Source organism: Nocardia sp. NPDC059240 (assembly GCF_042753865.1).
In the GTDB taxonomy this organism is placed as follows: Bacteria; Actinomycetota; Actinomycetes; order Mycobacteriales; family Mycobacteriaceae; genus Nocardia.
Genome location: NZ_JBHZAC010000001.1, coordinates 676,590 through 702,330, shown reverse-complemented (window position 1 = coordinate 702,330; position 25,741 = coordinate 676,590). Strand labels below are relative to the sequence as shown.

Sequence of the window (25,741 nt, the reverse complement as noted above, 5' to 3'; positions counted from 1 at the left end):
AGTCACCTGTCCTTGTCCTCGCCGGGCGCGACGATGTCGAGCGCGGCTTCGAATCGGTTCTTGAAATGGGGCACGGCGGGCACGCCCTGCCATTGCAGCGTGCCGTCGGTGCGGATCGCGAAATCGAGGCCCGCACTGGTGTCGGGGCCCGTCAGCTCTTCCGCGTGACGATCGGTCAGCGCGTGCAAGCGCTGATTGTCCGAACCACGCCAGCGCAAGTCACCGTGCCGGGCCGCGATGTACGGACCGTCCACCAGCAGATCCAGGGATCCGAGCAGTTCATGGACGGCGGGATCACGGCTACGGCGCAGATGCGCGAGGGTGTGGCCGGTGTAGCACATGACCGACAGATCCCGCTGTCGTCTGATCTCGGCGATCAGGGCGGCGAGTGCCGGTGCCTGACTGAAGGGCTCACCGCCCGAGATGGTCAGTCCGTCGCGGGCAGTGCGGACGATCTCCGCCGCCAAGGCCGGCACCGGGACTCGGGTGCCGCCGGTGAAGGACAACCACTGCGGACTGACGCAGCCGGGGCAGGACAGCGGACAGCCCTGCACCCACAACACGTACCGGACTCCGGGGCCGAGAGTACGGCAGGCCGAACTGGTTTCGGCGACGGTGATCTCCGCGGCGGTCAATGCAGGCTCGCAAGCCACACGATGAAAAGGACCATCAGGATGAACCCGCCGACGCTGATGATGGTCTGTGACGCAGGACTGAGTTGATCCCAGAGGGAAGGCTTCTCCGGTTCGGGCTGGTGCACTGGAGGCAGAGGAACAGAGGGCGTCGGCGGGGTAGGCGGCGGGGCGGGCCGCGGCGGAATGATGTCGGTGCACCATGGACACGCGGTCAGCGACGTGTGGTAGACGTGGTTGTCGTCCTTCTCGCATCCGATGAGTTGGTATCCGGCGCGATCGAGCGCCTCCGCCCACTCTCTGGCGGTGGGGCGCGCCGTTGGATTCGAATAGCCTGCGGCAAAACATGTTTCGGCCAGCTTCCGCACTTCCGGGGGCAGCACGGTGGCGGGCAGTCCACCCGAGACCTCGACGAAGCGGTCGGGTGTCAGGATTCGATTGTTGCGCTGCTGGATGTTCTCCGGAATGCCCGGATCGGGCGCATCGGGATCGGCGTCGGTCAGCACCCCCTCGTAGGGGTGGTCGCCCTCCATCAACATCTGGCACACCATGATGGCCAGCCCGAAATCGTCGTGGGCCGCGGTCAGCCGGTCGTGCCCGCCAATGGATGCCGTCGGTGGCGCGTACTCGGGCGTCAGCTTGGTGTTCGGGTACAGCCTGTCGTTCTTCGGGTCGATGAATTGGACTGCGTCGCAATCGATCAGCGTGACATGGCCGGTGCGGGTCACCAGCACGTTCGACGGACTCACGTCGCCGACGACGATCCCGGCCTCGTGCAGCATGTCCAGCAGCCTGGCCGTGCGCGCCGCGACCGCCAGTAGCACCCGCCAGGTCGGATCGTCGACGGCGTCGGCGCGGCCCACGGGATCGAACAGCGTGGTGATCTTCTTGCCGTCGACGATCGGCATCAGGAAACCGGTGACGGTCGCGTCGTCATTGCGAATCTCGGAGACCGGCCAGGCGACATGGGTGTGATCGGCATGGTCGCCGTCCCACCGGGCGGGTTTCGTTCGCATGAGCGCGGTCAGCCGCCGGGACCGGGCGCGATCGTGCTTCTCCAGGTAGATCTTCGCGCAGAGATCGGGATGCTCTCGGATCGCGTACACGAATCCCTCTGCGCCGCTTCCGATCGCGGGCTCCTTGAGGGTGATGCGGCGGCCGTCGGGTAGGTAGTGGTTCATGCCCGGACCTCCGGTGCGCGGACCGGCGCCGGCGCGACCGCCATGATGATGGTTTTGTCGTCATTGGAGGTGCGGGCGAACTCCTCGGACTCCAAGCGCGCGCCCAGGTCCGCCTCGCGGGCCTCGGGCGCACGGAAGTATTCGAAGTACCGGGCGAAGGCCGCCGGCGCGCGAAACGCCAGCTTGCCGTCGGAGTTCTCGACGGTGAGCATGCCCTCGCACAGTCCGTCCGTGCACAGTGCGATTCCGGCGATGCCCGGGTCGAACACGATCCCGCTGGTCATGGCCGGCTCGCGGCCGGGCGAGGTGAGAAAGGTGGTGACCCCGAGGTTTTCGCGATCAGCGCTGGTGACGACCAGATGCGGGCTGCCGTCGTGTCGATAGGTCACCAGGAAGCAGTCGCCGATGCTCACATAGGCGAAATACGGTGGGCGGGCGACGACGGCGAGCAGGGTGGTGGCGTAACTGGCGCGGACGGCCGGAGCGGATTGCCCCGGCTTCTCGCGAAGGACCGACCGCACCGCGATGTCGACGCTGCGGTCGAAATACCTGAGGCAATCCCGCCGGAAGAAGTGCAGTGCATTGAACCAGTCGTCCATCGTCGCCGGTACCGGACCGCCGAAGGCGTCCTGCGCGGCTTCCACGGAGGCCAGCGCCGCGAACGCCGACCCATCGTCAGAGCGGCTACTGGATCCTGCGCCGTCGGCCACCGCGTAAACGGAGAATCCATCGGCCATTTCGCGCACGGCGCAGCTGTCTTGATTGGGGATGCGCTGTCGCACGTGCCCGGGCCCGATTACCGATGCCCGGACGGTCCGCCAGCCGACCCCGCTCCGATTCGCACTGTTCGAATGAGTCATATCAATGGTTCTCGTCGAGGAACGTCCGAATCCGTTCGATGCGGGTCTGGACCTGGCCGTAGACCTCCTCAGCCGGTGCGGAACGGGAAGTGGGGTCCGCTCCGGTATCGATGCTCGCCGAAACCAACATCAGGACCTGCGAAAACTCGAGTTGAGCGAGGTAGTGCGACGAGTTCGGTGCGAGCCCCTGCAGCATGTCGATCTCCGCGCCGGCCACGCCGAGCGCGAAGAACAGCATGTGCTTGCCGGCCTCCTGACTGCGGATCACCGGCACGAGCGAGCGCCAGTTGTCGGAGCGATGGCCGCTGGCATCGGTCGGCACGCCGTCGGTGATGAGGTAGACGATGGGCCGATTCGACAGGGGAATCCCCTCGGCGCGCAGCCGGCCGCGTCGATCCGCGATCAGCTCGAAGGCGTACTGCAGGCCCTCGACCATGGGCGTGATGCCGCCCGCCTGCAGTGCGGGCGGATTGAATTGCGAGACTGGGGCGTACGGCTCGCTCGCCCGCCCCGGCGTCCGGCCGGTCGGATCCACCGCGACGACATGGTTCGCGCCGAAGGTGACCAGCGCGATCTCGCCCTGACGGCGAACGACATCGTCCTTCATCAGCTCCGCGCGCAGGGCCGCGAGTGCCCGGTTCAGCTCGTCGATGCGGCGTTCCCCGCCCGGCCCCTGCTCGTTCATCGATGAGGACGTGTCGACGACGAGTGTGATGAGCAGACGGCTCTTGGCCTGCTGCACCGGAAGTGCGTCATTGAACCCGATACCGGGTTGTGGTGTTGTCATTGTCCGTACCCCGCTTCAAGATTTTGCTGTCGTTTTCTGGGCTGTTCCGCCGCCTGTGCCAGTACGGGATCGCCGGGTGCGGCGAATGCGCCCTGACGATCGACCGGGTCGACCCACAGGACCAGATCACCGAATTCGGCATAGCCGCCGGATTCGTCGATGTGCGTGCGGGCGGCACCCTGGCCCTGCAGTTGGTTGAGGATTCCGCGGATTTCGGGGTTCTCGCGCGCGGCGTCGACGTGGACCGCGAGTGCGCGCCGACGGACGGCTATCGGGGGCGCGTGTGCCTGGAGTTCTTGATTCGTCGTGGGATTCGACTGTGCAGCGCCATTGGGCTGCCAGGTCGATTGGTCGTGGTCGGCGGCCGGGTCGTGGTCGGGCTCTCCGGGTTCGGGGACGACCCACCGAACGACGACCTGTGTGAACACGCAGAGCATCAGCAAAGCGGCGGAGAGCACCACGAACGTCGCCAAGGCTGCGGGCCAGCCGAATTCGTGCGCGGACGTGCACGACGCCGTCGCCTCGGCGGGAAGGGGCGCCCGTGCGGTCGTCGGCACGGTCGTCGGCACGGTGCTCGAATCGGGTACCAGCACGTCGGTGGGACGGGGCACCGAGGTGTGCGGCAGTGGATCCGCGTGCGCGGCCGGCAATGCCGCCGTGCCGCCACACCCCGACTCCGTCCAGTATCCGGCCAGCAGTGGAATCAACATCAACGCAATCGGCAGCAACCACAACAATTGGCTGCCCCAAGATCGTCGCACCATGATCAGAATCCCCCCGAGTGCTTCGGTGTTCTCATTATCAACTCGCCTGTGGGGTCGGTCACAAAGTTGTCAGGAACTTCTCAGGGTCGAATTCCTGTGTCCGAGCCGAGATTTCATTCGACACATTGCGCTATGAGAGACTCGGAGCCGGGTGACCGGCGGCGACTTGCGGTTGCGTAGCTCCCCTCCCGCCACGCGATCCGAGTCGCCGCCGATGTGCGCCGTTGCACCTATCGAGAACACCACGTCCGCAAGGGACTCGGTGCCCAGGCTGTAAAACACTGAAATCCGCTGAACGCCAATGCCTGCAGGTAGCCTGACGGAACGGCAGCGCAACAGGGGGCGGCAACCGTGGACAACGAATCGGAACGGATTCGCGCCGTGTTCGCAACGGCATGGACTCTCGTGCAGATGTATGACGAGTCAGACGATCTCGACGCGCTGCGGCAGGCGGTGCTCATTACACAGCAAGAGCTCGCCTCATTGCGAGACAACGAGCCTGGGCTGTCGGGATATCTCACTATTGCCGCGATGGCCTTGAAACGGCTCGCCGATCGCGACGGCAACCTCGAGGCCACGCGCGAGGTGATCCGATTGGGCCGTGCCGCGGTGGCGGTCGTCGGCGATGACGATACCGCCCGCGCGGTCGCACTCATCAGCCATGGCCAGGCGTTGCGTGATCTGCACTTGGCGACAGGGGAATTGGCGGCGATCGAGGAGGCAGTGAAGGTCGCGCGTGAGGTCGTCGAGCTGGTTCCCGCCGACGATCCGGACTACTGCGGACTGCTTCATGACGCCGGGGAGTACCTGACCATGCTCTATGGGCGCACAGATGAACCCCGGCATTTGATCGAGGCGCTGGACAGGAAGCGGGCGTCGGTCGCCGCCTGCCCGCCCGGACACTCCGGCATCGGATATCTGCAGGCGAGCCTGTCGATCACGTTGGCGCGATCGTTCGATCGCACCGGCAACCGGGCCGAAATCCTGGAAGCCGTGCGGCTGTGCCGGCGCGCGATCGCCGTGGGGTCACGTGACCACCCGATCAAGCGGGCGAACGAACTCTCCGTGCTCGCCAGTCACCTGCACACACTGTTCAATGCGACCGAGGACATCACGGTCATCGACGAATGCCTGCGCCACCGCCGCAAGGCGATCGCGCTGACGCCGAGGGGGCACGGGACCCGGGCCGAACGGGAGACCGTGCTCGGCGGCGAGCTCATCACGTGGTCGATGCTGGATGGGGACCGAAAGCGGTTGAACGAGGCGGTGACCGTGCTGAGTACGGCATCCGCGTCCGCGAATGCGCCGATCGCCGTGCGGATCTCGGCCACCCGGCTGCTCTCGCACGCCCACGGCTTGTCGGGACGGCGCGAGAAGGCCTTGGCGGCAATGGAATCCGTGGTCGATGTGTTGCCGAGCCTGTCGCCGCGCGCACTGACTCACGTCGATCGGGAATTCGGATTGGGACGGCACGCCGGGCTGGCCGCCCAGGCCGCGGCCGCCGCGGTGGCCGCCCGACGGCCCCGGCGTGCGGTGGAACTGCTGGAGCAGTGTCGCGGGATCCTGCTGGGCGAGGCGATGGAAGATCGCCGAGACATGACCGAACTAGATGCCGTCGCACCGGAATTGGCTTCCGAGCTGACTGAACTACGCAACCAGCTCACCGCACTGGAGGACGCGGTTCGGCGCGACCCGCGACTTGTCTACGCCGACCCGGATTCGCCGGCGGTGGTCGAAGTAGGTGAACGCCGACGCGCATCTGCCGACCGCTGGACCGCCTTGGTCGAGCAGGTGCGGGGCCTGCCGGGCTTCGAAGGATTCCTGCGCGTACCCGACTTCGACGTACTACGCCGCCACGTGGTCGGCGGTCCCCTGGTGATGGTCTTCGTAGAAATGCCACCGTCCGGCGGTTACGCCCTCATCGTGCCCGACAATCCGGATATCGAGATCCGGGTCGTGTCGCTGCCCAAACTCACCATCGCCGGACGCACCGAGCAATTGCAGCGCCTCGACCAGATCATGGACGGTCAGCGGGGCAGCTTCGCCGACCGGGCGCGGTCCGAACAGGAGTTGCACAAGCTGCTCGAATGGCTGTGGGACACGATCACCGGACCGGTGCTGGCGAAACTCGGGATCGGCGTGCCGTCCGAGGATCCTCCCCGCGTATGGTGGTGCCCCATCGGTGATCTCGCGCTGTTGCCGATCCAGTCCGCCGGACACCACCGGCGACCCGGAGGACGCACGGTGCTGGACCGCACCGCCTCCTCGATCATCACCTCCCTGCGCGCGCTCGGGCACAGCGCCGAGTCGCCGGCCCGATCGAACGGCTCCGCGCTCCTGGTCGCGATGCCCGAGACACCCGGGGTCCCGCCCCTGTGTGGCGCGGATCGCGAAATCGCGAATATCGCTGCGGTATTGCATGATTCGCAGATTCTCCGAGGTAGCGCGGCAACCGAAGCATCCGTGACCGAAAGCCTCGCGCGGCATTCGATCGCGCATTTCGCCTGCCACGCGATCGCCGACCCTGACGCACCGAGCACCAGCCGCCTCCTGTTTCACGACTACGAGACGAACCCGTTCACCATCGGCACCCTGCTGCGCCTACGCCTCGACAACGCGGACCTCGCCTACCTCTCGGCCTGCAGCACAACCCACACCACCCGACTCCTCGCCGACGAGGCGATTCACCTCACCGCCGCCGTCCACCTGGCCGGCTACCGCCACGTCATCGGAACCCTCTGGGCCATCAATGATGCCGCCGCCGGCGCCATCGCTGCCGACTTCTACCGCGGTCTCACCGACAACGGCCACCACCCGCCCCGAACGCACCTCTCGGCCCAAGCCCTCAACAAGGCCATCCGCCTCGAACGCGCCCGCCACCCCACCAACCCCACCCGCTGGGCAGCCCACCTCCACCACGGCATCTGACCAGCGGATCCATCCGGCCCACAACAGCTTCCGGCATCATCCCGACGGTATGACGCCTGATCAAGGCTCGTTGGCCAGGCAGCCGGAGATCTGGCGGGAGTGGCGCGATCATGCCCTCGTGCTCGCCAACCGGAGGATGCATGATCTGCCTTTCGCGGCAAGGTTTATCGTCCTCGAATGTGGATTGTGCCGCCCGGTGGTATCGAGGGATGCTGGTGCTGGTAGTGCTGTATGGCGTTTGCCTGCGCTGCGGATTCGGTCATCCATCCTGACTGATAGCCGCATTCGCCGCAAGCGATTCGGAATCGGTTGCTGGCCTTTTGATTTGCGTTGTAAACGAGGAGTGCCACAATGCCCACAACGACCAGCAGGCATAGGAATCCGCCGTCCATACCATTCCTCACTTTGTGTTGATCTCGTAGTGCGACAATCCGGTGTGTCCGCCCGGCCGATGTCCACGAACGGGATCGGCACCGGCTGAATGGGCTGTGCGCCTTCGTATTGCCATCACAACAGGTCAGCTGCGGTCGCGCGCGGAGGTCTGGAATCTGCTGAAAATCACTGTGCACCTTGCGACTGGCATCAACGTGACGGCCGGTACCGTGGTAGACAGCCGGGAATTTCGGGGGGGGCAGGTGGCAACTGGCGGCAGCGAGTTCGGGGATCCGCACGGCAAGCGACGTGCGGAGCTGCGATCGATTCTGGACACACGCCTGGAGCGAATCCGAGCAGGCTCGGGGTCGGTAATCGATCCCGAGATAGCAGAGATCGCAAGCGATCTGGCCGCGCTTCTTCGCGACGGTGACGGCGATATCGAATCCCGGCTGTCGCTGGGCTGGTTTCATTGGCTCCGCGTCTTTGCACTGCCGCCGGAACGGGGCGAGGATGACTTGTACCGGTCCATCGAGCTACTGGCGCCGGTATTCATGTCGGATGTCGACCTCGATCGCTTGCCCGCTGCGCTCCTGCCCGCTCTCGCGATTCACGTCGGGGATGTTGCCTGGACCTTGCTCGATGAGGCGCTCGACGTGGGAAACAGCGAGGCGGATATCGATACCGTCGTGTTCTTGTGGCAACGCATTGTGGAGGTGACACCGGCGGACGACCCGGAGCGTCCCGGATGTCTCGGCAATCTCGGGCTCGCGCTGCAAAATCGTTTCGAGCGTCAGGGTTCCGTGGATGATCTCCACAAGGCAGTGGGTCTCTACCGTGACGCGGTGGACTGCTGTGTTCCTGATTACCCGGAGCGCTCGGCGTGTTTGGACATGCTCGGGAGGGCCTTGATTCGGCGGCACGAGCGGTTCGGTGGGGTAACGGATCTGAACGAAGCGGTCGAAGTGGCCCGCCAGGCGGTGGATGGCACCGCGGCGGGAGAGCCTGCGCACGCCACCTACTTGAACACCCTCGCGATCGCGTTGCATTCGAGGTTCGAACGGATCGGTGGCCTGGACGATCTGACCGAGGCTGTAGATATTGCTCGCCGAGCAGTCCGAAACGCGCCACCCGGACATCCCGACCACCTCGTGAACCGCAACACCCTAGGGCTGATACTGAACAGCCGATTCGGACAATTCGACGCCATGGCGGACCTCGACGAGGCGATCGAACTGGCACGCTCGACTGCCCTTGCCATCGAGTCCGGCAGTCCGGATCGTGCGTTGATCCTCAACAACCTCGCGACCTTACTGATCACCCGGTTCGACCGGATCGGTGCCCCGAGCGATCTCGAGGAAGCGGTGGTCGTGGCGGGCCGCGCCGTGCATTCGGCGGTGGCCGGCAGCCAGAGCCATGCAATGTGCTCCAGCACTTTGGGTCTCGCTCTGCGGACCAGATTCGGACGTCTCGGAGCGGTGGCCGATCTGGACGAGGCAGTCGAGGTGAGTAGACAAGCAGTGCACGGCTATTCGCCCGACCATCCCAGCTATCTCAAGTGTCTCAACAACTTCGGTAATACGCTGCGCGCCCGGTTCGAGCGAATCGGCGCGATCGCGGATCTGGCGGAGGCAATCAGGGTGACGCGCCTGGTCGTCGCTGCCACTCCCATCGATCATCCCGACCACGCGATGCATCTGGATACGCTCGGGGTCAATCTGCGTCTCATGTTCGAGCGGACCGACGTGGTGGCGGATCTGGACGAAGCCGTCGAGGTGAATCGACAGGCCGTGCGGGGCACATTGCCCGGTAGCCCCGGTTACGCGAAGCGCCTTGGCGCGCTGGGGAATACACTCGGTCAACGATTCAGCAGGGTTGGCTCGACGGCGGATCTGAACGAGGCCGTCGGGGCCCTCCGTCGTGCGGTCGCCGCCACACCGAAGAATCACGTCGACCGAGCGATGGTTTCGCACAATCTCGGGTTCATCCTGGTCCAGCGCTATCTGCACGCGAACGTGGCCGAGGATCTGTCCGAGGCGATCGAATTGTCCAACCAGGCGGTGCAACTCATCCCCGTCGACCACCGTGATCGCGCGAGGTTCGCGAGCTTGCACGGGTTTGCGCTGCAAACCCGCTTCGAAAGAAGTACGGATCCAGAGGATTTGGCGCAGGCGTCCGCGGCGTGGGCGCACGCGGCCACCGTGCCGGGAGCAGCACCGTCGGTGCGCATCGGGGCGGCCGCGGCGTGTGCCGGACTGATCGGAGAAGCCGAGCCGGGTCGGGCTGCCGCCCTACTGGAGCAGGCGATCCGGTTGCTGCCCGACGTGGCGCCTCGGCAACTGGCACGGTCGGATCAGCAGCACGCCCTCGTCCTGTCCAGCGAGCTCGCGGCTGACGCGGCCGCCTTGGCGCTGAATGATCCATCCGTGCCGGCGCAGGACCGGCCGACGAAAGCACTGTGGTTGCTCGAGACCGGTCGTGCGATCCTGCTCAATCGAGCCTTACAGGGCCGCAGCGATCTCACCGTACTCGCCGAACAACATCCCGGCCTTGCCGCCGAGTTCCAGCGGCTGCGACTGCTCCTCGACGAAACACCTTACGACACTACGCTTTCCATGGAGCAGGAGGCCGCGGTGCCGGACCGTCACCGGCTCGCACGCGACTTCGACGAGGTGCTGAACCGTATTCGCTCCGAACCAGGATTCGAATTCTTCGCGCGGCCGCAATCGATCGAGCAGCTTCAGGCTCAGGCGGGTGAGGGGCCGATTGTGGCCCTCAATATCAGCCGATTCCGCAGCGACGCCCTGCTGGTGACTCCGGGAGCAGTCATCAGCGTCCCGCTAGCCGATCTCACGCGCGACACCGTGATCGACAATGTCGAGGCATTTCACCAAGCCCTCGACGCCCTGAACACGCCCGTGTGGAGTGCGCGACGTGCGGCCGAACGGCAACTATGCGCTGTCCTGGAATGGCTATGGGACGTCGCCGCCGAACCGGTCCTACAGGCTCTCGGAGACCACGGGGCATTCCCATCCGATCAGGCCGAACCTCGCGTGTGGTGGATCCCCGCTGGCCTGATGAGCCTGCTGCCCATCCACGCGGCCGGATATCACACCGAACCGCCGGATCTTGCTGCCCGGGCCGTGATCGACCGAGTTGTGTCGTCCTACACCCCCACCATCGGCGCCCTGCGCCACGCTCGTCGGCCGGCACCCACCAATTCCACGATCGCGCCGGCCTTGATCGTGGCGATGCCGACCACTCCCGGCCACCCTCATCGGTTACCGGGGGTGCTGGATGAGACCCGCATGCTCACCGCCCTCCTGCCGGCCACGATCGCACTCGTCGAAACGGATGGCGCAGACGGCGATTCGTTGCCGACCAAGGCAGCTGTCACAAAGCTGTTGCAGACGTGTTCCCTGGTTCACTTGGCTTGCCACGGCATCAGCGATCCGGTCGATCCATCCAACAGCCGACTGCTACTGCACGATCACGACACCGACCCGCTCACCGTCACCGCACTCGCGTCCCTTCACCTCGACCACGCCCAGATGGCCTATCTGTCGGCCTGCGAAACCGCCGCCGCCACCAATCCGCACCTGCTGGATGAGGTCATTCACCTGACCTCCACATTCCAGCTCGCCGGCTACCGCCACGTCATCGGCACCCTGTGGCCGATCAACGACGACATAGCGGTCCAGGTCGCCAGGACGTTCTACACCACCCTGCACACCGGTTCCGGCAACGGCTCACTCGAGATCGAGCGCGCAGCCCACGCGCTGCATCAAGCCATCCGCGCGGCCCGCGAGAAATTCCCGACCTCACCATCCCGCTGGGCAGCCCATCTCCACGCGGGAGCGTGAAATCCGCCTCCGGCCCGCAGTTGACGGCCGGGCTGACCCCCGCACGCGCGGGGAACATGGCGACGCCGCGACCACGCGCCCGCCGTAGCTGGGCCCACCCCCGCCCGCGCGGGAGCATACTTTTTGACCTGCGGGTTCTGGTGCCAGCGGTCGGATTTTCATTCCCTTTAGTTGGATGGAGTGATGTTGGCCTGGCCGGAGTTCTCTTCTGCGGCTGGACTATGCCTCTGATTACACGCCCTTCGTTCATGGAACTTCTGTTGGCAGGGCTGTTGCTGGTTCAGGACGTGTTGCCAACCGCCCGTAAATCCGCAGCTGCGTCACTACTGTGTGTGGAGGGAGCGAGGTTCGAGGCGGAGAGCAGGGTGGTAGACAACGAACGCGCCCGCGGCGCGGGCGGTGAACCCCGCGCGGCCCTGCGGGCTGCTATTTCGGCGCGGCTGGAGCGGGTTACCGCGTCGGGGGATCCTGCGCCGATCCTTGACCCCGAGGCCGTCGACGAAGGGCGACGGCTGACCGCCCTGCTGGATGACACCGATGGCGATATCCGGTCGCGGCTGGTGCTGGGCTGGCTGCACTGGCGCCGTTACCTCGCGCTACCCGATGGCCTGGACGAACCCGACTGGCGTGCCGCGCTGACAATGCTCACGCCGTGTTTCATGGCCGGCGCGGAACCCTTGCCTGAGCCGTTGCTGCCCGTCCTTGCCGACCACGCCCGGTATCGCGCCGCCGGTCAGTTGGGGCGGGTAGGCGCATCGAACGATGTTGAGCTCGGCACGGTCGCGATCGACCTGTGGCGACGTATCTTGGCGGCCACCCCTGCCGGCCACCCCGAGCGGGCCGCGACGATGGCCATTCTCGGCGAGGTGCTCTGGGACCAGTATCGGCGGGCAGGAATGCTGGCCGATCTCGAAGAAGCAGTGCAACTGTGCCGGCAGGCGGTGGCCGCCGCTGCCACCGATGACCCCAACCGGGCCGCCACGCTCAACACGTTGGGGAACGCGCTGCAAACTCGGTTCGGTCGGACGGGGGTGCTGGCCGATCTGGAGGAATCAGTGCGGGTGGGCAGGCAAGCAGTGGCAGCCGCCCCGGCCGGCCATCCCTTCCGGACGAGGTATCTCGCTAATCTGGGGGTCGCGCTGCAGACCCGGTTCGAGCGGACCGACGCGCTGGCGGATCTGGACGAGGCGATACAGCTAGCCAGGCAAGCGGCCGACGGCGTCCCTGCCGACCATCGCGATCGAGCCGCCACACTGGCCGGTTTGGGAAATGCGCTGAGCCGCCGGTTCGAGCGTACGGGCGCGCTGACCGACCTGGAGCAGGCGGTGGAGGTGGGCCGGGAGGCGTTGGCCGCCACCCGCGCCGACCACTCCGACCGGGGTGCCAGGCTGGCCAATCTCGGGGCCTACCTGCATCGGCGGTTCGAGCGTACGGGGGCGCTGGCAGATCTGGACGAGGCGGTGCGGCTGGGCCGCGAGGCGGTGGATGCCACTCCTGTCCGCCATCCGGCCCGGGTGAAATACCTCTCCAACCTCGGCAATATGCTGCGGCGTCTGTTCGAGCGGACAGGTGTGCCCGCGGACCTGGACGAGGCGATCCAGCTAGCCCGGCAGGCGGCGGACGCCACTCCCGATGACCATCCCAAGCTTGCCGACAGGTGTGACAGTCTCGGAGCCTTGCTGCATCGGCGGTTCGAGCGGACGGGAGCACTGGCCGACCTCGATGAGGCGATACGCAAGGGCCGGCAGGCGATGGATGCCACCCCCGCCGACCACCCGAGCCGCGCCGCCAAGCAGGCCGGCCTCGCGAACACGCTGGCGCTGCGGTCCGAGCGGACAGGCGCTTCCGCCGATCTGGACGAGGCGATAGTCCTGGGCCGGCTGGCGGTGGATGCCACTCCCACGGGCAACCCGCGGCGGGCAGAGTACCTGTCCAACCTCGCGAACATGTTCGAAAGCCGGTTTCTACGCACGGGCGCATCGGAGGATCTGGACGCGGCAATACACCGGGGGCGGCGGGCGGTCGAAGCCATCCCCGCCGACCACCCCGACAAGGCCGTCGTACTGGCAACGCTGGCCAACACACTCAAGAGCCGATTCGAGCGCACAGGAGCACTGGCCGACCTCGACGAGGCGATACAAAAGGGCCGGCAGGCGATGGATGCCACCCCCGCCGACCACCCGAGCCGCGCTGCCATGCTGTCAGGACTGGCGAACGCGTCGCGAATCCGGTTCGAGCGCACGGGCACACACCCCGACCTCGACGAAGCGGTGCAGCTGGTGCGCAAGGCGGTGGATGCCACCCCCGCCGACCATCCTGATCGGGCAAAGTATCTGTCCAACCTCGCGATTACGCTGCAGGTCCGATTCAAGCGGACAGGGACACCGGCCGAGTTGGACGAGGCGATAGAAAAGGCCCGGCAGGCGGTGGACGCTACCCTCGACGACCATCTCAGCCGGGCGAGCTACCTGTCCAACCTCGCGGCCATGCTTCAGGTCCGGTTCGAACAGGCAGCGAGACAAACTGATCTCGACGAAGCGATGCGGATAGCTCGGTACTTGGCGGGCCCCACCCTCGCCGAGCATCCCGGGCGGGCCGCCATGCTCGTCAACCTCGGGAATGCGCTACGGCTGCGATACGAGCAGACCGGCGCGTCGTCGGATCGCGACGAGGCGATCGACAACTTCGAGAGCGCGGTCAAGGCCGATACGATCGCGCCGTCCACCCGTATTCGAATTGCCCGTGCGGCAGGCAAACTCGCCGCTGAATCGCATCCGGCGCGGGCGGCCGGACTACTGGCATCCGGCGTCCGGCTCTTGCCCCGGGTGGCGCTGCGCGAATTGACACGGACCGATCAGCAATACGCGCTGGGCGGATACGCCGGCCTGGCCGCCGATGCCGCCGCGATGGCACTGAGCGATCCCACCACCTCCGAGGATGAAAGGCCGGGAATCGCTTTACAGTTGCTCGAAGCGGGCCGAGCCCTGCTGCTCGGTCAAGCCCTTCACCTTCGAAGCGACATCACCGACCTCGCCGAGGAGCACCCGCAGCTGACCGACCGCTTCCTATTGCTGCGGGACTTGCTCGATCGAACGTCGGACAGCCCCGCGGCCGACCCGTCGACGCAGGGATTCGGCGCGTCGGTGCTGCCCGAGGACCGGCTGCGGGACCGGCACGAGCTGGCGCGTGAGTTCGAGGACGTGCTGGCCCAGATCCGCTCGTATAAGAGCACTTTCGCCCTGCCACCGTCCCTCGACGAATTACACGCGGAAGCCTCGAAGGGGCCGGTCGTGGTATTCAACGTCAGCGCCTATCGAAGCGACGCGGTGCTGGTCACCTCTGCTGGAATCAGTGCCGTAGCCCTGCCCAACCTCGGCATGGATGTCGTGCTCGACCGGGTCGGCACGTTTTTACGAGCTCTGTCCGTCACGGTTGATGGAGCCTCGACCTTGGTGGAGCAGCGGGCGGCCCAACAACAGATGAGCGGTGTTCTGGAATGGTTGTGGGACAACGCCGCCGGTCCCGTTCTCGATGCGCTGGGCTACTTCAGCCCACCCGCGCCGGGCTGCTCGTGGCCTCGGGTGTGGTGGATACCCGGCGGGCCGTTGAGCGTCTTGCCGATTCATGCCGCCGGTCACCATGCCGACGGCGTCGATGCCGTGAGGCGGACCGTGATGGATCGCGTCATATCGTCCTACACGCCCACCATCGCGGCTCTCCGTCATGCCCGACGTCCACGGCAGGCCCACGATGTGTCCCTGAGAGCGTTGATCGTGGCCATGCCGACGACGCCCGATGGGCCCGCCAGTTTGCACGGGGTGTCCGACGAGGTGTTCAAAGTCGCTGGGCACCTGCCTGATTCGATCGTCCTGACCGAGCCTGATCCCACCGTTCCGACCGTCACCGACCGTCTGCCGACGAAGGCCAATGTCCTGAATCTGTTGCCCGACTGCGCTATCGCTCACTTCGCCTGCCATGGAACCATTGACGCGGCAGACCCCTCGCGCAGCCAGTTGATACTGCACGATCACGCGAGCGATCCGCTGACCGTCGCTGCGCTGGCCTCGATTCACCTCGACCGCGCTCAGCTGGCCTACCTGTCGGCGTGTGAAACCGCCCTCGCCATCAACCGGCGTCTCCTCGATGAAGCGATCACCTTGGCCGCCGCTTTCCAACTCGCTGGATACCCCAACGTCATCGGTACCTTGTGGGCCACCAACGACCGCGTCTCCGTCCAGATCGCCGACAGCTTCTACACCGCCCTCACCGCGAACGACAACGCCGTGTGCCACCCGGCTCGCGCACTGCACGATGCCATCCGCGACATCCGTGACGAGTACCACGGCAGACCGTCCTTCTGGGCTGCGCACTTGCATGTCGGTGCGTGACGACCACATCAGGGTGAACTTCGAGTTCGGGGCTGCTGCGGGTCGCCCGAAACCGTGCAGACGGGCTGACCCTGGAGCAGGTCGTGGCTGATTTCGGGGTTCATCCGATGACGTTGTCACAGGCCGTGGTGTAGGTGCGCGGCCCAGCGGGTGGGCGCGGAGCGGTATCGGTCGCGGTGGCGGCGTATCGCTTCGTTGAGGGCGTGGGCGGACAGTTCGGTCTTGGCTGGGTGCTTTCCGTTGTCGGTCAGGCGGCGATAGAAGTTGGCGGCGATGTCGGCGGCTGCGGTGTCGTTGACGGGCCAGAGGGTTCCGATGACGTGGCGGTAGCCGGCCAGGTGGATGGTGGCGGTGAGGTGTATTGCCTCGTCGGCGTGCTGGGGACCGGTGCGGGTGGTGCTGCATGCCGAGAGGTAGGCGAGTTCGGCGTGGTTCAGGTGCAGGCGCAGGAGTCGGCGGACGGTGAAGGGATCCGTGTGGTGGTCGTGCAGGAGCAGTCGGCTGTTGCCCGGCTCATCGGGATCGTCCACTGCGTGGCAGGCGATATGGGCGATCGGGTGGCGGGTGAGGGCATCGGCGACGGATCGGCCGGTAGCTGCGCTGCTCCGCAGGATCTGCGTATCGGGCAGCAGCGCAGCGATATCCGCTAGTTCGCGGTCGGCGCCGCGCAGGGTTGGGGCGCCGTCTGTCTCCGGCATGGCGATGAGAACGGCCGAATTGCCGGCTGCCGCAGTGTGTTCGGTGTTGTGTCCGAGCGCGCGCAGCGTGGTGACGAACGAGGAGATCGTCCGATCGAGCACGGTTCGGCCTGCCTGTTGCCGGTGATATCCGGCAGCCTGGATCGGTAGGAAGGCGAGATCGCCGACGGGGCACCACCATACGCGTGGCAGTTTTCCGGTCGGCTCGGCGATGCGCAGTTCGGTGAGTACCGGGTCGGCGATGGCGTCCCACAACCATTCGAGCAATTCGTGCAGCTGATTCTCGGCGCGCGTGCGCGCCGCCAGGCTGCTGTGCTGACCACTCACGATGTCGTCGAGACTCTTCAATTTCTGGATGCGCGCCAGCGGCGTGAGTTGGGGCAGCGGGACTGCACGCACGGGATCCTCGGGATCGGCCGGAATGACCAGCGCGTGGCCTCCCACCGGGGGGAGGTGGACGAACAGTATGACGATGGGGCCGTCGACAGCGGCCTGCCGTCGAAGTGCCTCGATGTCCGGCGGCCGCAGCAAGCGTTCGAAGCCGGGCATGCGACGGGCCTCGTCCAGCAGGGCCGTCCATCGTGCGCCGAGTTCCCGGCGCTGATCGTCGATCTTGTCGACCTCCGCGGCGTCCGCGTCGTCGAGCACCTGCCGGCCGTCGACCCGGACCGCGTCCTCGGCCATCACCAGCCGGTCGCGCACCGCTGCCAATTCGGCCGCCAATTGTGGTGCCGCCGCGGCCAGTTCGGCGAAATCGCGGCGGTCGTCCATGGCCTCGCCGAGCAGAATGCCGCGGCAGTGTTCGAGTAGCTCCACCGCGCGCGCCGGCTGCTTCGCGGCCACCGCGGCGCCCGCGGCGGACGCGGCCAGGCCCGCCTGTCTGCTCAGGGTGTATTCGCGATCGGATCGTTGCAACGATCTGGTGGCCACGTTCGGCAGGAGTTCGACGACCAGTTCGATTGCCGCCAAGGCATTCTCGGCGTTGCCCGCGGCGGTTTCGGCGAACTCGAGCAGCCGCGCGGCGGCGATTCGGTGGGAGATCGGGGCGATGGTGGCCGCCGATGCGCAGCGGAGCACGGTGAGTGTTTCCGGCAGTATCCGGCGGTCCTGGGTCGCCATCAGGCGATACGCCAGTTCGGCGCCGAGGGAGGTGTGACGCTGTGCCCAGTACACGTGATCACTCGGTGTCAGCGCGACGGCCTCACGTCGCAGTCGCAGGCAGTCATTGTGAGTCGCGAGGTCGAACGTCGCCGCGGACAGGTGGTGCAGGTGGTCGGCGAGGATGGAGATATCGCTCGCACGACGCAGCGGATTCTCGTCGCCCCGCGCGGTGATGGCTTGTCGGCACAGTTCGATCGCCTCGTCGATGTCACGTTTGTCGCCGGTGAGGTCGAATGATCGTGCGAGACAGAGGGAAAGGTTGACCTGCAGTCGGGTGATGTCGGCATTCTCGGGCGGGCAGGCGTCCAGGGCCGCGCGCCGGGCGTCGATGGCTTCGGTCAGGTTCCGGGGATCATTGCTGCGTTGGTGAAGCAGCAGGCTGTGGCCGAGAGCGTCGAGCAGGGCGTAGTAGCCGACGGCGTCGGCCGGGGTGGTCTCGACGGCCTGGCGAGCCAGCCGCACGGCTTCCCGTCCCGCGGAACGATCGCCGGTTGCTTGGTACGAATCACCAAGGATGCGACCGAGATTGGCGACCACGCTCGGGCGGGCGATGTCGTCTACGGGTGTGGATTCGGCGGCCGCTCGCGCGATGCGTCCCGCCTCCCACAGCAGTCCTTGATCACCGGTGCGCTCGGCGAGCCGCTTCAGGACGTCCGCGGCGATCGAGACATATATCGAATGCCCCAGATCATGCTCGGGCAGGGTCCGCAGCGCCTGCCGGCAGATCTGTTCGGCCTCTTGCAGGGCGGCGGGAGCGCCGGCCTCGTCGTACCAGGAAACCAGGACGAAGGCCAGGTTGAACTCGGTCGCCGGCCGGTCCGGATCGTCGAGGGGACAGACGGCGACCGCTTGGCGCGCGAGGTCGAGGGCCTCGCTCAAGGTGCGCCGATCCGCTGTCCGATGTGCCAGCGCCGTCAGCGATATCGCGAGCGTGGTGAGCGCGCTCGCTCGGTCCGATCGACTCGGCTCGTCGGAATCGAGTGCTTGCCGGGCCCACTGTATTTGCTGTTGTACGACATCGATATCCGTCGAGGGGTCGAGTACGGACATGACGGCCGTGACCGCGATGGTGCTGAGCAGATCCACGCCAACCCGTCCGAGGGCTTCGAGAGTCGCGCACAGCTCACGCATCAGCGCGGCGCTCGGCTGCTGCAGGAGTAGTTTGCGGGTCAAGCCGCCGAAGGTCGCCTGATGATCGCGGTGCTCCGGTGAATCCGTTGTGGCCGAGACGATGTCGCGCCACACGTCCACGGCTTCTGCCAACACCGCCTGGTCGTCGGTCGCCTCGACGAGCTGCTCCAACGCCCACCCGAAGGTCAGCAACAGCTCGGGCGTTGCCTTACCGGCATCGGCGGCCGCCGTGCATGCCTCGCGCGCCAGTTGCACCGCCTCCTGAGCGGTGCGTATTTCGTGTGTCTGCTCGTAGTGGAATTGCCGTAGAAAGCTGAGTATCTGCCGTTGTTCGATCCCGCGAGGATCGCCGGTGGGCAGGTTCGCCAGCAGTGTCCTCGCCATGCTCTCGGCCCGCCGCAGGGCCGCTGGGTCGGAGACGCAGTCGGTGACGGTCCGCAGGCCGCGGCTGACCGCGAGCAGATCCGGCACCGCGGGCACGCTGCCGGGAAATACCGCGAGGGTGGCCCGCGCCGCCTGGTCGATATCGGCAGCGGACACCTCGGGGTGGCCGCCGTCGAACAGTGTTGTCGCGGCGAACAGCTGATCGAGGGCGAGGGCCCGGAGAATCGCGTCGTCGGCGACCGGTGATCCCGCGGCCTTCCGAGCGGTGTGCAGCAGCTCTGTCAGCAGCCTGCGCTCGTCGTCCACGCGTTCGGCCAGCACGCGCAGTGCATGGCACAGAGTGTGTGCGGCGCCGGCCCATTGCGGGTGTTCGGGTGGGGTGTTCGCCCAATCCGACCTGGCGCTGTCGGCGATCTCGCGCAACAGCTCGATGTCGTCGACGAGGTCGAACACGGCCGCCGATTCGCTGGAACGAGGGTCGGCCATCGAAATCGCTTGCCAGAGCACCGACAACAGCCCAGGCCGATCGGGGCTGTCCGCAGCCACTCGGACGACCGTCGCACGACCGATTCGGGCACCTTCCTCCAGGAGCGCGATTTTCGATGATCTCTCGTATAGGCCGAGCAGCGCGCCGATGAGATCCTTTTGCGCCGCGGCCCAATCCGGGTCGTCCACCGGCACGGCCGCCACGGCGGTTCGCGCGGCATCGGCGATCTTGTCCAGCAGGGCCGGCGTGGGTACCCGCTGACCGAGTTCGGCGAGGTCCGCCCACCGCAGATACAGCATCGCGACGCGGTCGGGATGGTCGGTCGCGGCGACCGCGATCACGCGCTCGTCGGCGTCCACCAGTGCTCGCAGGTCCTCGACGTCATCGCTGTATTCGAACCATGCCGCCAGGATGTTTCGATGGTTGATCCGCGAAAGCACGCGCACCGGATCATCGTTCGGCGCATCCGCGGTCGCGGCCACCCCCTCGTCGGCTTTGTGCACGGCCTCGCGGAGCTTCTCGATATCGCCGGTATGACGTGCCTCGGCGTGCAGCGCGAGACTCAGATCGTGCAGGTACGCAGCCCGTTGCGGGTGATGGTGCGGCAATTGCGCCAGCATCGCGCGAAGTTCGGCGATGAGGGCGCGTAGGGCCGACAGATCGGCGGGCTCGTCATCGGGGATCGTATCGTCGCCCGTCATGATCCAGCCCCCTGCGCTCGTAGTGCCGCCTGCCTGTGGTCGCGCCCGTCTCCTGCCTCGGACCGCACCCCGCGAGGCGTCGTTCGCCAGCATAGTGCGGTTGCGGTATTGCGTTGTCGCGTACGCACATTCAGCGAATTCCAGCTATTTCCAGCCTGGCCGATCTGCCCGATCTCCGCGTGGTGTCGTGGAGAAGTGCAACTCACACAGGCTGTTTCGAAAGGCTGCGTGGCCCGTGGAGCCCGGCCCCATTGACCGCCGGCGGCGACTGGGCGGTGTGACGGGAGGGGTGCCCCACCTCCTCACAGCCGCCGCCGGTGGACCCGGCCGGGGGCTACGGCTGCGGGAGATCGAGCAGTCGGGCAGCGATCGTCTCGGCGCGGGCGGTGTCGTGCAGCCGCGTGAAACCCTCGAGTGCCTGCTGCCAATGCGCGCGAGCCGTCGGCCAATCCTGTTGTGCGGCGGCGATCTCACCGAGCCCGTCGTGGCCGCGGGCGAGCTCGAGCACACTGTGCGCGGTGACCGCTAGTTCGATCGCCTGCTCGAAGGCTTCCCAGGCCTGGCCGGACGCGCCCAGCAGCCGATAGGCGGTGCCGAGGACATTGCAGGTCATCGCCTCGTCGACGTACAGGCCGAAGGACGCGAACATCTCGCGGGCCTCCAGCAGTCGGGGCACGGCGTCGAGGCACTTGCCCATGGTGACCTCGATGAGAGCGGTGTCGCGCAACAGGATTGCGACATTGCGCGGCAAACCGAAACGGGTGACATAGCTCAGCGCGGTCAGGCTGTCGCGCAGCGCCGCCTCGAAGTCCTCGCGATGAAAGTGAACCCAGGCCCGGTGTGCGATGGCGGTGTGCTCGCCGTGCGCATCGCCGATCTCGACGAACAACGCTCTGGCCTGCTCGTAGTTCTGTGCGGCGGCGACGTCGTCGCCGCGGGTGAGCAGTGCCAGGCCCAGATTGTTCCGAGTGACGGCCTCGGCGTAGCGGTTTCCCGCGCGCTGGCAGGCCCGCAGCCCGAGTTCGTGCGTTTCGACCCAGAGATCCACGTCGTTGGCGATGAAGGCGAAACCCCGCAGGGCGAAGGCGAGTTGCCAGCACTGTTCATCGAGCCCGCGCTCGAAAGCCATGCGCGCCGCGCCGATCAGGTTGTCCCGGTCGGCGCTCAGTCCTTGCTCCGCGTCGTCGTAGTCGCCGTATTCGTGCGGCAGCGGGATCGGTGCGGGGATCATCTCCGCGCGATGCCGATGCGGAGTGAGCAGCCGATCGGCGAGGTCGGCGCGAGCCAGGTAGTGCTCGACGATTCGACCACGGGCCTGAGCGACGGCCGCGGTGGTGAGGGTCGTGTTTGCCAGCTGAATGGCGAAGGCGCGCAACAGGTCGTGAAAGGCGTATCTGCCCGGCAGCGGTACGTCCAGGAGATTGGATTCGACCAGCTGACGAAGGTGCCGCAGCACCGCCCGATCGGCTCCGGCGAGGGCCACAGCCGCGTCGGCGTCGAAGGTCCTGCCGCAATGCAGGCCCAGCAGGGCGAGGGTCTCGCACACCTCCGTCTGCAGGCGTGCGGTCGAGTACTCGAAGATCTGCTCGATTCCACGGTCGCCGTCATGGAATGCGCCGAGTTCGGGCGCCGCGTCGTCGCCGGAGATCGGGATCGGCCATCCTTCACTGCGCAGCACTGCCGCCGCGATTCGAACCGCTACCGGTAGTCCATGGCATTGTGCGGCGATGTTTTCCAAGGTGGCGCGGACCGGTAGTCGCTCCGGTGGTACGTCCACGACGAGTTCTTCGAGCAGTGCTACGGCATCCTGCGCGGACAGCGGCGTGATCCGGATCCGGACAGCGTCATCGAGGGCGTTGAGATTGCCGCGGCTGGTGATCAGGATCCCGCATCGGCTGTCGGCGGGTAGCAGTGGGAGCACGTGCGCGGTGTCGCGAACATTGTCGAGGACGACGAGCAGCCGCTGGCCGCGCAGGTGTGCGCGCAGCAGTGCGCCGCGCTGATCCGCTTGCGCCGGAATGGATTCGGTTGGCAGGCCCAGCTGCCGCAGCAGCTTGTCCGCCGCCTCCGCAGCCGGCATGGCCGGCTCCGCGGCGTAGCCGTGCAGATCGACGAACAGACACCCGTCGGGAAATTCGTCGCGTAGCGTGTGCGCGGCGCGCACGGCGAGCGCGGTTTTCCCGACTCCGCCGATGCCGGAGACGACGCACACGATGTCGCCGTCGTCCCGAGCCAAGGCCTGCTGGATCAGGCGGAGCTCGTCATCTCGTCCGGTCAGGAGAGTGGTGTCGCGCGGGAGGTGCGGTGACGCCGCCGCCGGAAGGCGATCTCGGGTACGCCCGGACTCGCTGCGGATGGCGATCTCCACCGAATCACGCAGGGTCGCAAGGTGTCCGGCGTCTTCTCGGTCGACATGGAGTTCGTCGAGCAGACGGTCGAGGAGCTCGGTACCGGGCAGGGTGGTGCCGTTGAGATAGGCGTAGACGCTGCCGGTGGAGATGTTGAGGTTCTTGGCCAGTCGAGTGCGGCTGACCCGCCCGTGCTGTCGCTCGGCTCGCAGGATCGCCGCGTTCAACTCGGTGGTGAACTGCTTTTTGAGCGCCTCCACCTTCGCCGCGCCTGGTCGTGTGCCAGTCAATACCCACCTCCGGCTCGCCACCCCCGGCGACGTAGTTGAGGAAATTTCAGTATCTTCCAGCCGCGCGGTGATCTCGATATCGATTGTGGTGCAGTTGGTCCTGCAGGGCCACCATGGGGGGAGCGGCATGTACGGGATCGGGGACGGGTCGGTGCGTAATTGGCTGGCCATCGGCAGCGAGGGCCGGATTCTGTTGGCAGAGCGGTCGAGCGGAACCGACCGAAAACCTCCGCCGGTGACCCTCGTCGACGTGGTGCTCGACGCCGTCGAGCGCGAGATCGCCGTGGGCTTGTCGCCATGGAGCGGAGTTCTGTTGGGGCCGTTGGGATCACCGATCATCACGGAGTTCGGCCGCGGGCGGGGGAACGCGGACGCGCGCGACGACCTCGAGATCAAGGGTGTGCTGCGCATGCGTCCCCCGGCCGATCGCCCCAACGGCTCTGCCGAAGCGGCTGAGGGCGGCGGGGAGTTGGGGCCTTGGCCGGCCGGAACGGCAGTGAGTTCTATTGTGACACGGCAATATCGACGTCCGGAGCGGCACGAACTGTTGCTGCCGTCCGGCATCATGTCGGTGTATGTCTCGGAGCCCGGAACAGGTGACGAGTTGGATACGCGCCCGGCCGCAGTGTATGTGCTGCCGATCGGCCGCGATCTCGATCGCCTCGTCAAGGGTCTCGGCGGCACGGCCTCGGGGTTGCACACGGTGGATGTCGAGGGCACGGTGTTCGTGGCAGCTGCCCTGCGGTTCAACACCTTCGAACTACGGCTGCTGTTCTCGCCGACGTATCCGTTCCAAGCGCCGACGGTACTGATACAGACCGGCAGCAGCGTCGTGGCCATGCCGATCACCTGGGATCTGAACACCCCGGAGCGGTCTCGGCTGGAATCTGCCGTGCGGCGGGCCCACGGCGGCTAGCGCTCCGAAACCTCGTCTTGCTCAGTCCTTTCGATCGCGGTCGGGGTTGCCGCCCTTGCCTCGGGTAGTGGTGATGAACGCGGTGACGATGGTGGCTGCGCCGGCGCCGAAGATGCCCGCACCCGCCGTCGCGGCATTGTGGTCGACACAGTATTTCGAGATCAGTGCCAGGATCGACACCGTGAGGACGCCGCAGATCGCACCGAGTGCCCGCAACCCGATCTCGGCCCAGTCCATGCGCCGATCGTGCGCTTCGGCCTTCTCGACGGTTGCCAGGATGCGGTCGACGGTGCCAGGTTTGATCTTTTCCCACCTCTGGGCGTCGGCCGGGCTGAGCGCGGCGGCCATCTTGTTGGGCAGGGTCGGCGGATTGCTCGGCGGGGCCGGCGGGAGTGAAGGTTCGTCCGGTGGTGGTGTCACGTCGTTGGTCCTGCACTCGAAGGATCGGGGCGGTCGAGGGATTCGAGTCGGGCGTATCGGGTCTCGAGCAGTCGCTGGATGCGTGCGGCATGGTCGGTCCTGGCGACGCGGGTGTGGGTGGTCCCGCCGAAGGTGAAGGTGGAGGCGAAGCCGTCACCCAACGCGCGGATCCATCGTGTTCGAGGTGCGGTCACCGGATATTCGGGTGGTGTGGCCGGGCTGGGGTCGGGACCTGTCGTCGTCGGAGTTGGTTGAGGCTCGGCAGGGGCGGCGGGCGCGGGTTCGGCCGTGTCCGGGAGACGGAGGAGTTCGTCGAAGTCGGCCGGGGAGAAGGAGAGTTCGTCGAGTTCATCCAGGCTGGTCGGCGATATGTTGCCCGGAGTGAACGACAATTCGTACGAATCGGATTCGACGGTGTCCGGTGTGGGCGGTTCGTCGAGTAATCCCGTCCACGGGATGCCGAACTCCTGCAGCTGATTCAACGCCTGGCGCAGTTTTTCGCCGCCGTGCCCGTAGGGGGCGAGCAGATCGAAAAGGTCCGCGTACAGCCTCGCGTCTGCTTGCTCGGCAGCGTCGACGGCTGCTCGATAGTGCTGTTGAGCCTCGTCTCGACGTCGGCGCGCTCGCGCGAGCATCAATACTTGAACGCCGAACACGACGCCTATCGTGAGTGGTACCTGGACGAGAGTGATCGCGCCCATGCTGATTCGGTCGAGGACGGCCGGCCATCGACCAGATGCTGCGGCGAACTCCCCGGACGCAATCCATGTCATCGAGACCGTGCCGACGAGCGCGAGAACGATTCCGGCCCTTGTGATCACACGACGGCGGGGTCGAGGCCAGTCCGGGCCAGTCAGGCCTTTCAACCAGCCCGAACCCAGTCCGATGATGGCCGCCGACGTCGTCATGAACAGCACCATCAATGCGGAAAGCGTGACCGCGAGCGCGCCGCTCCCACCGAGGTGACTAAACGTCACGAAGTCCAGGACTCCCGCCGCGACAGACGCCGCGATGAACAGCGGCACCGCGGCCAGCGCCGCAAAACGAGCGATGCCACTCCGATGCAGAACCGGGGGGAGCTGTAGCGACGCCTCGGCGTACTCCCGCGCCCGTTCGAGCCGAATCACGTTGGCCGCGTTGACGGCGGCACTGCGCGGGATGCGCACCTGCTCGTCGTAACGGGCCAGCGTGGCGACGAGGATGGGAACGGGATCCGTGCGCATCTGCGCATCGGCTGCCGCTCGCCGACTCTCGACTTCTGCTTCCCGGGCCGCCGTCTGGGCCTGCTGTTCCTGGAGTGCGATCGCTTGGCGGCTGGCGCGATTCTCGAGATAAGGACGGATGCCGGCCAATGTCCCACCGGCCAGGACCAGGACCACCGCCACCACGATCGCTACGATCAACCACGTCACGGCTGCCACACTCCAGCC

The 25,741-nt window shown here is 66.5% G+C and carries 13 protein-coding genes; 4 read left to right on the top strand and 9 right to left on the bottom strand.

What is annotated here, in order from left to right; all coding sequences use genetic code 11:
* Positions 1 to 2: 2 nt before the first annotated feature.
* The 5 genes from ACFXHA_RS03385 to ACFXHA_RS03365 are packed head-to-tail and all read right to left on the bottom strand — an operon-like array spanning position 3 to position 4,224.
* Positions 3 to 635, bottom strand: coding sequence for a 4Fe-4S single cluster domain-containing protein (locus ACFXHA_RS03385; protein WP_379352453.1), 633 nt, complete (start codon positions 633 to 635; stop codon positions 3 to 5).
* A complete protein-coding gene (locus ACFXHA_RS03380; RefSeq protein WP_379352451.1) occupies positions 632 to 1,813 on the bottom strand; it encodes a hypothetical protein in 1,182 nt (393 codons plus the stop codon). The genes ACFXHA_RS03385 and ACFXHA_RS03380 overlap by 4 nt, the downstream gene beginning before the upstream one ends.
* Positions 1,810 to 2,673, bottom strand: a complete 864-nt coding sequence (locus ACFXHA_RS03375; protein ID WP_379352449.1) for a protein phosphatase 2C domain-containing protein — start codon at positions 2,671 to 2,673, stop codon at positions 1,810 to 1,812. Before ACFXHA_RS03375 ends, ACFXHA_RS03380 begins: the two co-directional genes overlap by 4 nt.
* Position 2,674: 1 nt before the next feature.
* Complete coding sequence (locus ACFXHA_RS03370; RefSeq protein WP_379352447.1) at positions 2,675 to 3,460, bottom strand: VWA domain-containing protein; 786 nt, start codon at positions 3,458 to 3,460, stop codon at positions 2,675 to 2,677.
* On the bottom strand, positions 3,457 to 4,224 hold the full coding sequence (locus ACFXHA_RS03365) for a hypothetical protein (protein ID WP_379352445.1): 768 nt from the start codon (positions 4,222 to 4,224) through the stop codon (positions 3,457 to 3,459). Before ACFXHA_RS03365 ends, ACFXHA_RS03370 begins: the two co-directional genes overlap by 4 nt.
* Positions 4,225 to 4,635: 411 nt before the next feature.
* On the opposite strand from ACFXHA_RS03365, the gene ACFXHA_RS03360 reads away from it, so the two are divergent.
* The 3 genes from ACFXHA_RS03360 to ACFXHA_RS03350 all read left to right on the top strand — a co-directional run bounded on the left by ACFXHA_RS03360 (position 4,636) and on the right by ACFXHA_RS03350 (position 15,775).
* On the top strand, positions 4,636 to 7,152 hold the full coding sequence (locus tag ACFXHA_RS03360) for a CHAT domain-containing protein (protein WP_379352443.1): 2,517 nt from the start codon (positions 4,636 to 4,638) through the stop codon (positions 7,150 to 7,152).
* A gap of 488 nt (positions 7,153 to 7,640) precedes the next feature.
* Positions 7,641 to 11,387 (top strand): CHAT domain-containing protein, encoded by a 3,747-nt coding sequence (locus ACFXHA_RS03355; RefSeq protein WP_379352441.1) that lies wholly within the window; start codon positions 7,641 to 7,643, stop codon positions 11,385 to 11,387.
* 248 nt (positions 11,388 to 11,635) lie between these two features.
* Complete coding sequence (locus ACFXHA_RS03350) at positions 11,636 to 15,775, top strand: tetratricopeptide repeat protein (protein ID WP_379352439.1); 4,140 nt, start codon at positions 11,636 to 11,638, stop codon at positions 15,773 to 15,775.
* A 116-nt stretch (positions 15,776 to 15,891) separates the two neighbouring features.
* On the opposite strand, the gene ACFXHA_RS03345 is transcribed toward ACFXHA_RS03350, so the two are convergent.
* Together ACFXHA_RS03345 and ACFXHA_RS03340 are read right to left on the bottom strand one after the other, a co-directional pair.
* Positions 15,892 to 20,337: a CHAT domain-containing protein gene (locus ACFXHA_RS03345; protein WP_379352437.1), complete on the bottom strand. Its 4,446-nt coding sequence runs from the start codon at positions 20,335 to 20,337 to the stop codon at positions 15,892 to 15,894.
* A 334-nt stretch (positions 20,338 to 20,671) separates the two neighbouring features.
* Positions 20,672 to 22,945, bottom strand: a complete 2,274-nt coding sequence (locus ACFXHA_RS03340; RefSeq protein ID WP_379352435.1) for an NB-ARC domain-containing protein — start codon at positions 22,943 to 22,945, stop codon at positions 20,672 to 20,674.
* Between ACFXHA_RS03340 and ACFXHA_RS03335 the strand changes: the two genes are divergently transcribed.
* Positions 22,932 to 23,891 (top strand): hypothetical protein, encoded by a 960-nt coding sequence (locus tag ACFXHA_RS03335; RefSeq protein ID WP_379352433.1) that lies wholly within the window; start codon positions 22,932 to 22,934, stop codon positions 23,889 to 23,891. The genes ACFXHA_RS03340 and ACFXHA_RS03335 overlap by 14 nt on opposite strands.
* A gap of 21 nt (positions 23,892 to 23,912) precedes the next feature.
* Here ACFXHA_RS03335 and ACFXHA_RS03330 read toward each other — a convergent pair whose 3' ends face one another.
* Both ACFXHA_RS03330 and ACFXHA_RS03325 read right to left on the bottom strand, forming a co-directional pair.
* Positions 23,913 to 24,311 carry a hypothetical protein gene (locus ACFXHA_RS03330; protein ID WP_379352431.1) on the bottom strand — a complete coding sequence of 133 codons (399 nt, stop codon included), beginning with the start codon at positions 24,309 to 24,311 and terminating at the stop codon, positions 23,913 to 23,915.
* Positions 24,308 to 25,723, bottom strand: coding sequence for a hypothetical protein (locus tag ACFXHA_RS03325; RefSeq protein WP_379352429.1), 1,416 nt, complete (start codon positions 25,721 to 25,723; stop codon positions 24,308 to 24,310). Before ACFXHA_RS03325 ends, ACFXHA_RS03330 begins: the two co-directional genes overlap by 4 nt.
* Between the last annotated feature and the right edge of the window lie 18 nt (positions 25,724 to 25,741).

Coding starts and splice junctions, on each gene's coding strand:
- ACFXHA_RS03380 (WP_379352451.1), bottom strand. CDS start 1,813: ATGAACCACTACCTACCCGACGGCCGCCGCATCACCCTCAAGGAGCCC.
- ACFXHA_RS03370 (WP_379352447.1), bottom strand. CDS start 3,460: ATGACAACACCACAACCCGGTATCGGGTTCAATGACGCACTTCCGGTG.
- ACFXHA_RS03365 (WP_379352445.1), bottom strand. CDS start 4,224: ATGGTGCGACGATCTTGGGGCAGCCAATTGTTGTGGTTGCTGCCGATT.
- ACFXHA_RS03345 (WP_379352437.1), bottom strand. CDS start 20,337: ATGACGGGCGACGATACGATCCCCGATGACGAGCCCGCCGATCTGTCG.
- ACFXHA_RS03350 (WP_379352439.1), top strand. CDS start 11,636: ATGGAACTTCTGTTGGCAGGGCTGTTGCTGGTTCAGGACGTGTTGCCA.
- ACFXHA_RS03360 (WP_379352443.1), top strand. CDS start 4,636: ATGTATGACGAGTCAGACGATCTCGACGCGCTGCGGCAGGCGGTGCTC.
- ACFXHA_RS03375 (WP_379352449.1), bottom strand. CDS start 2,673: ATGACTCATTCGAACAGTGCGAATCGGAGCGGGGTCGGCTGGCGGACC.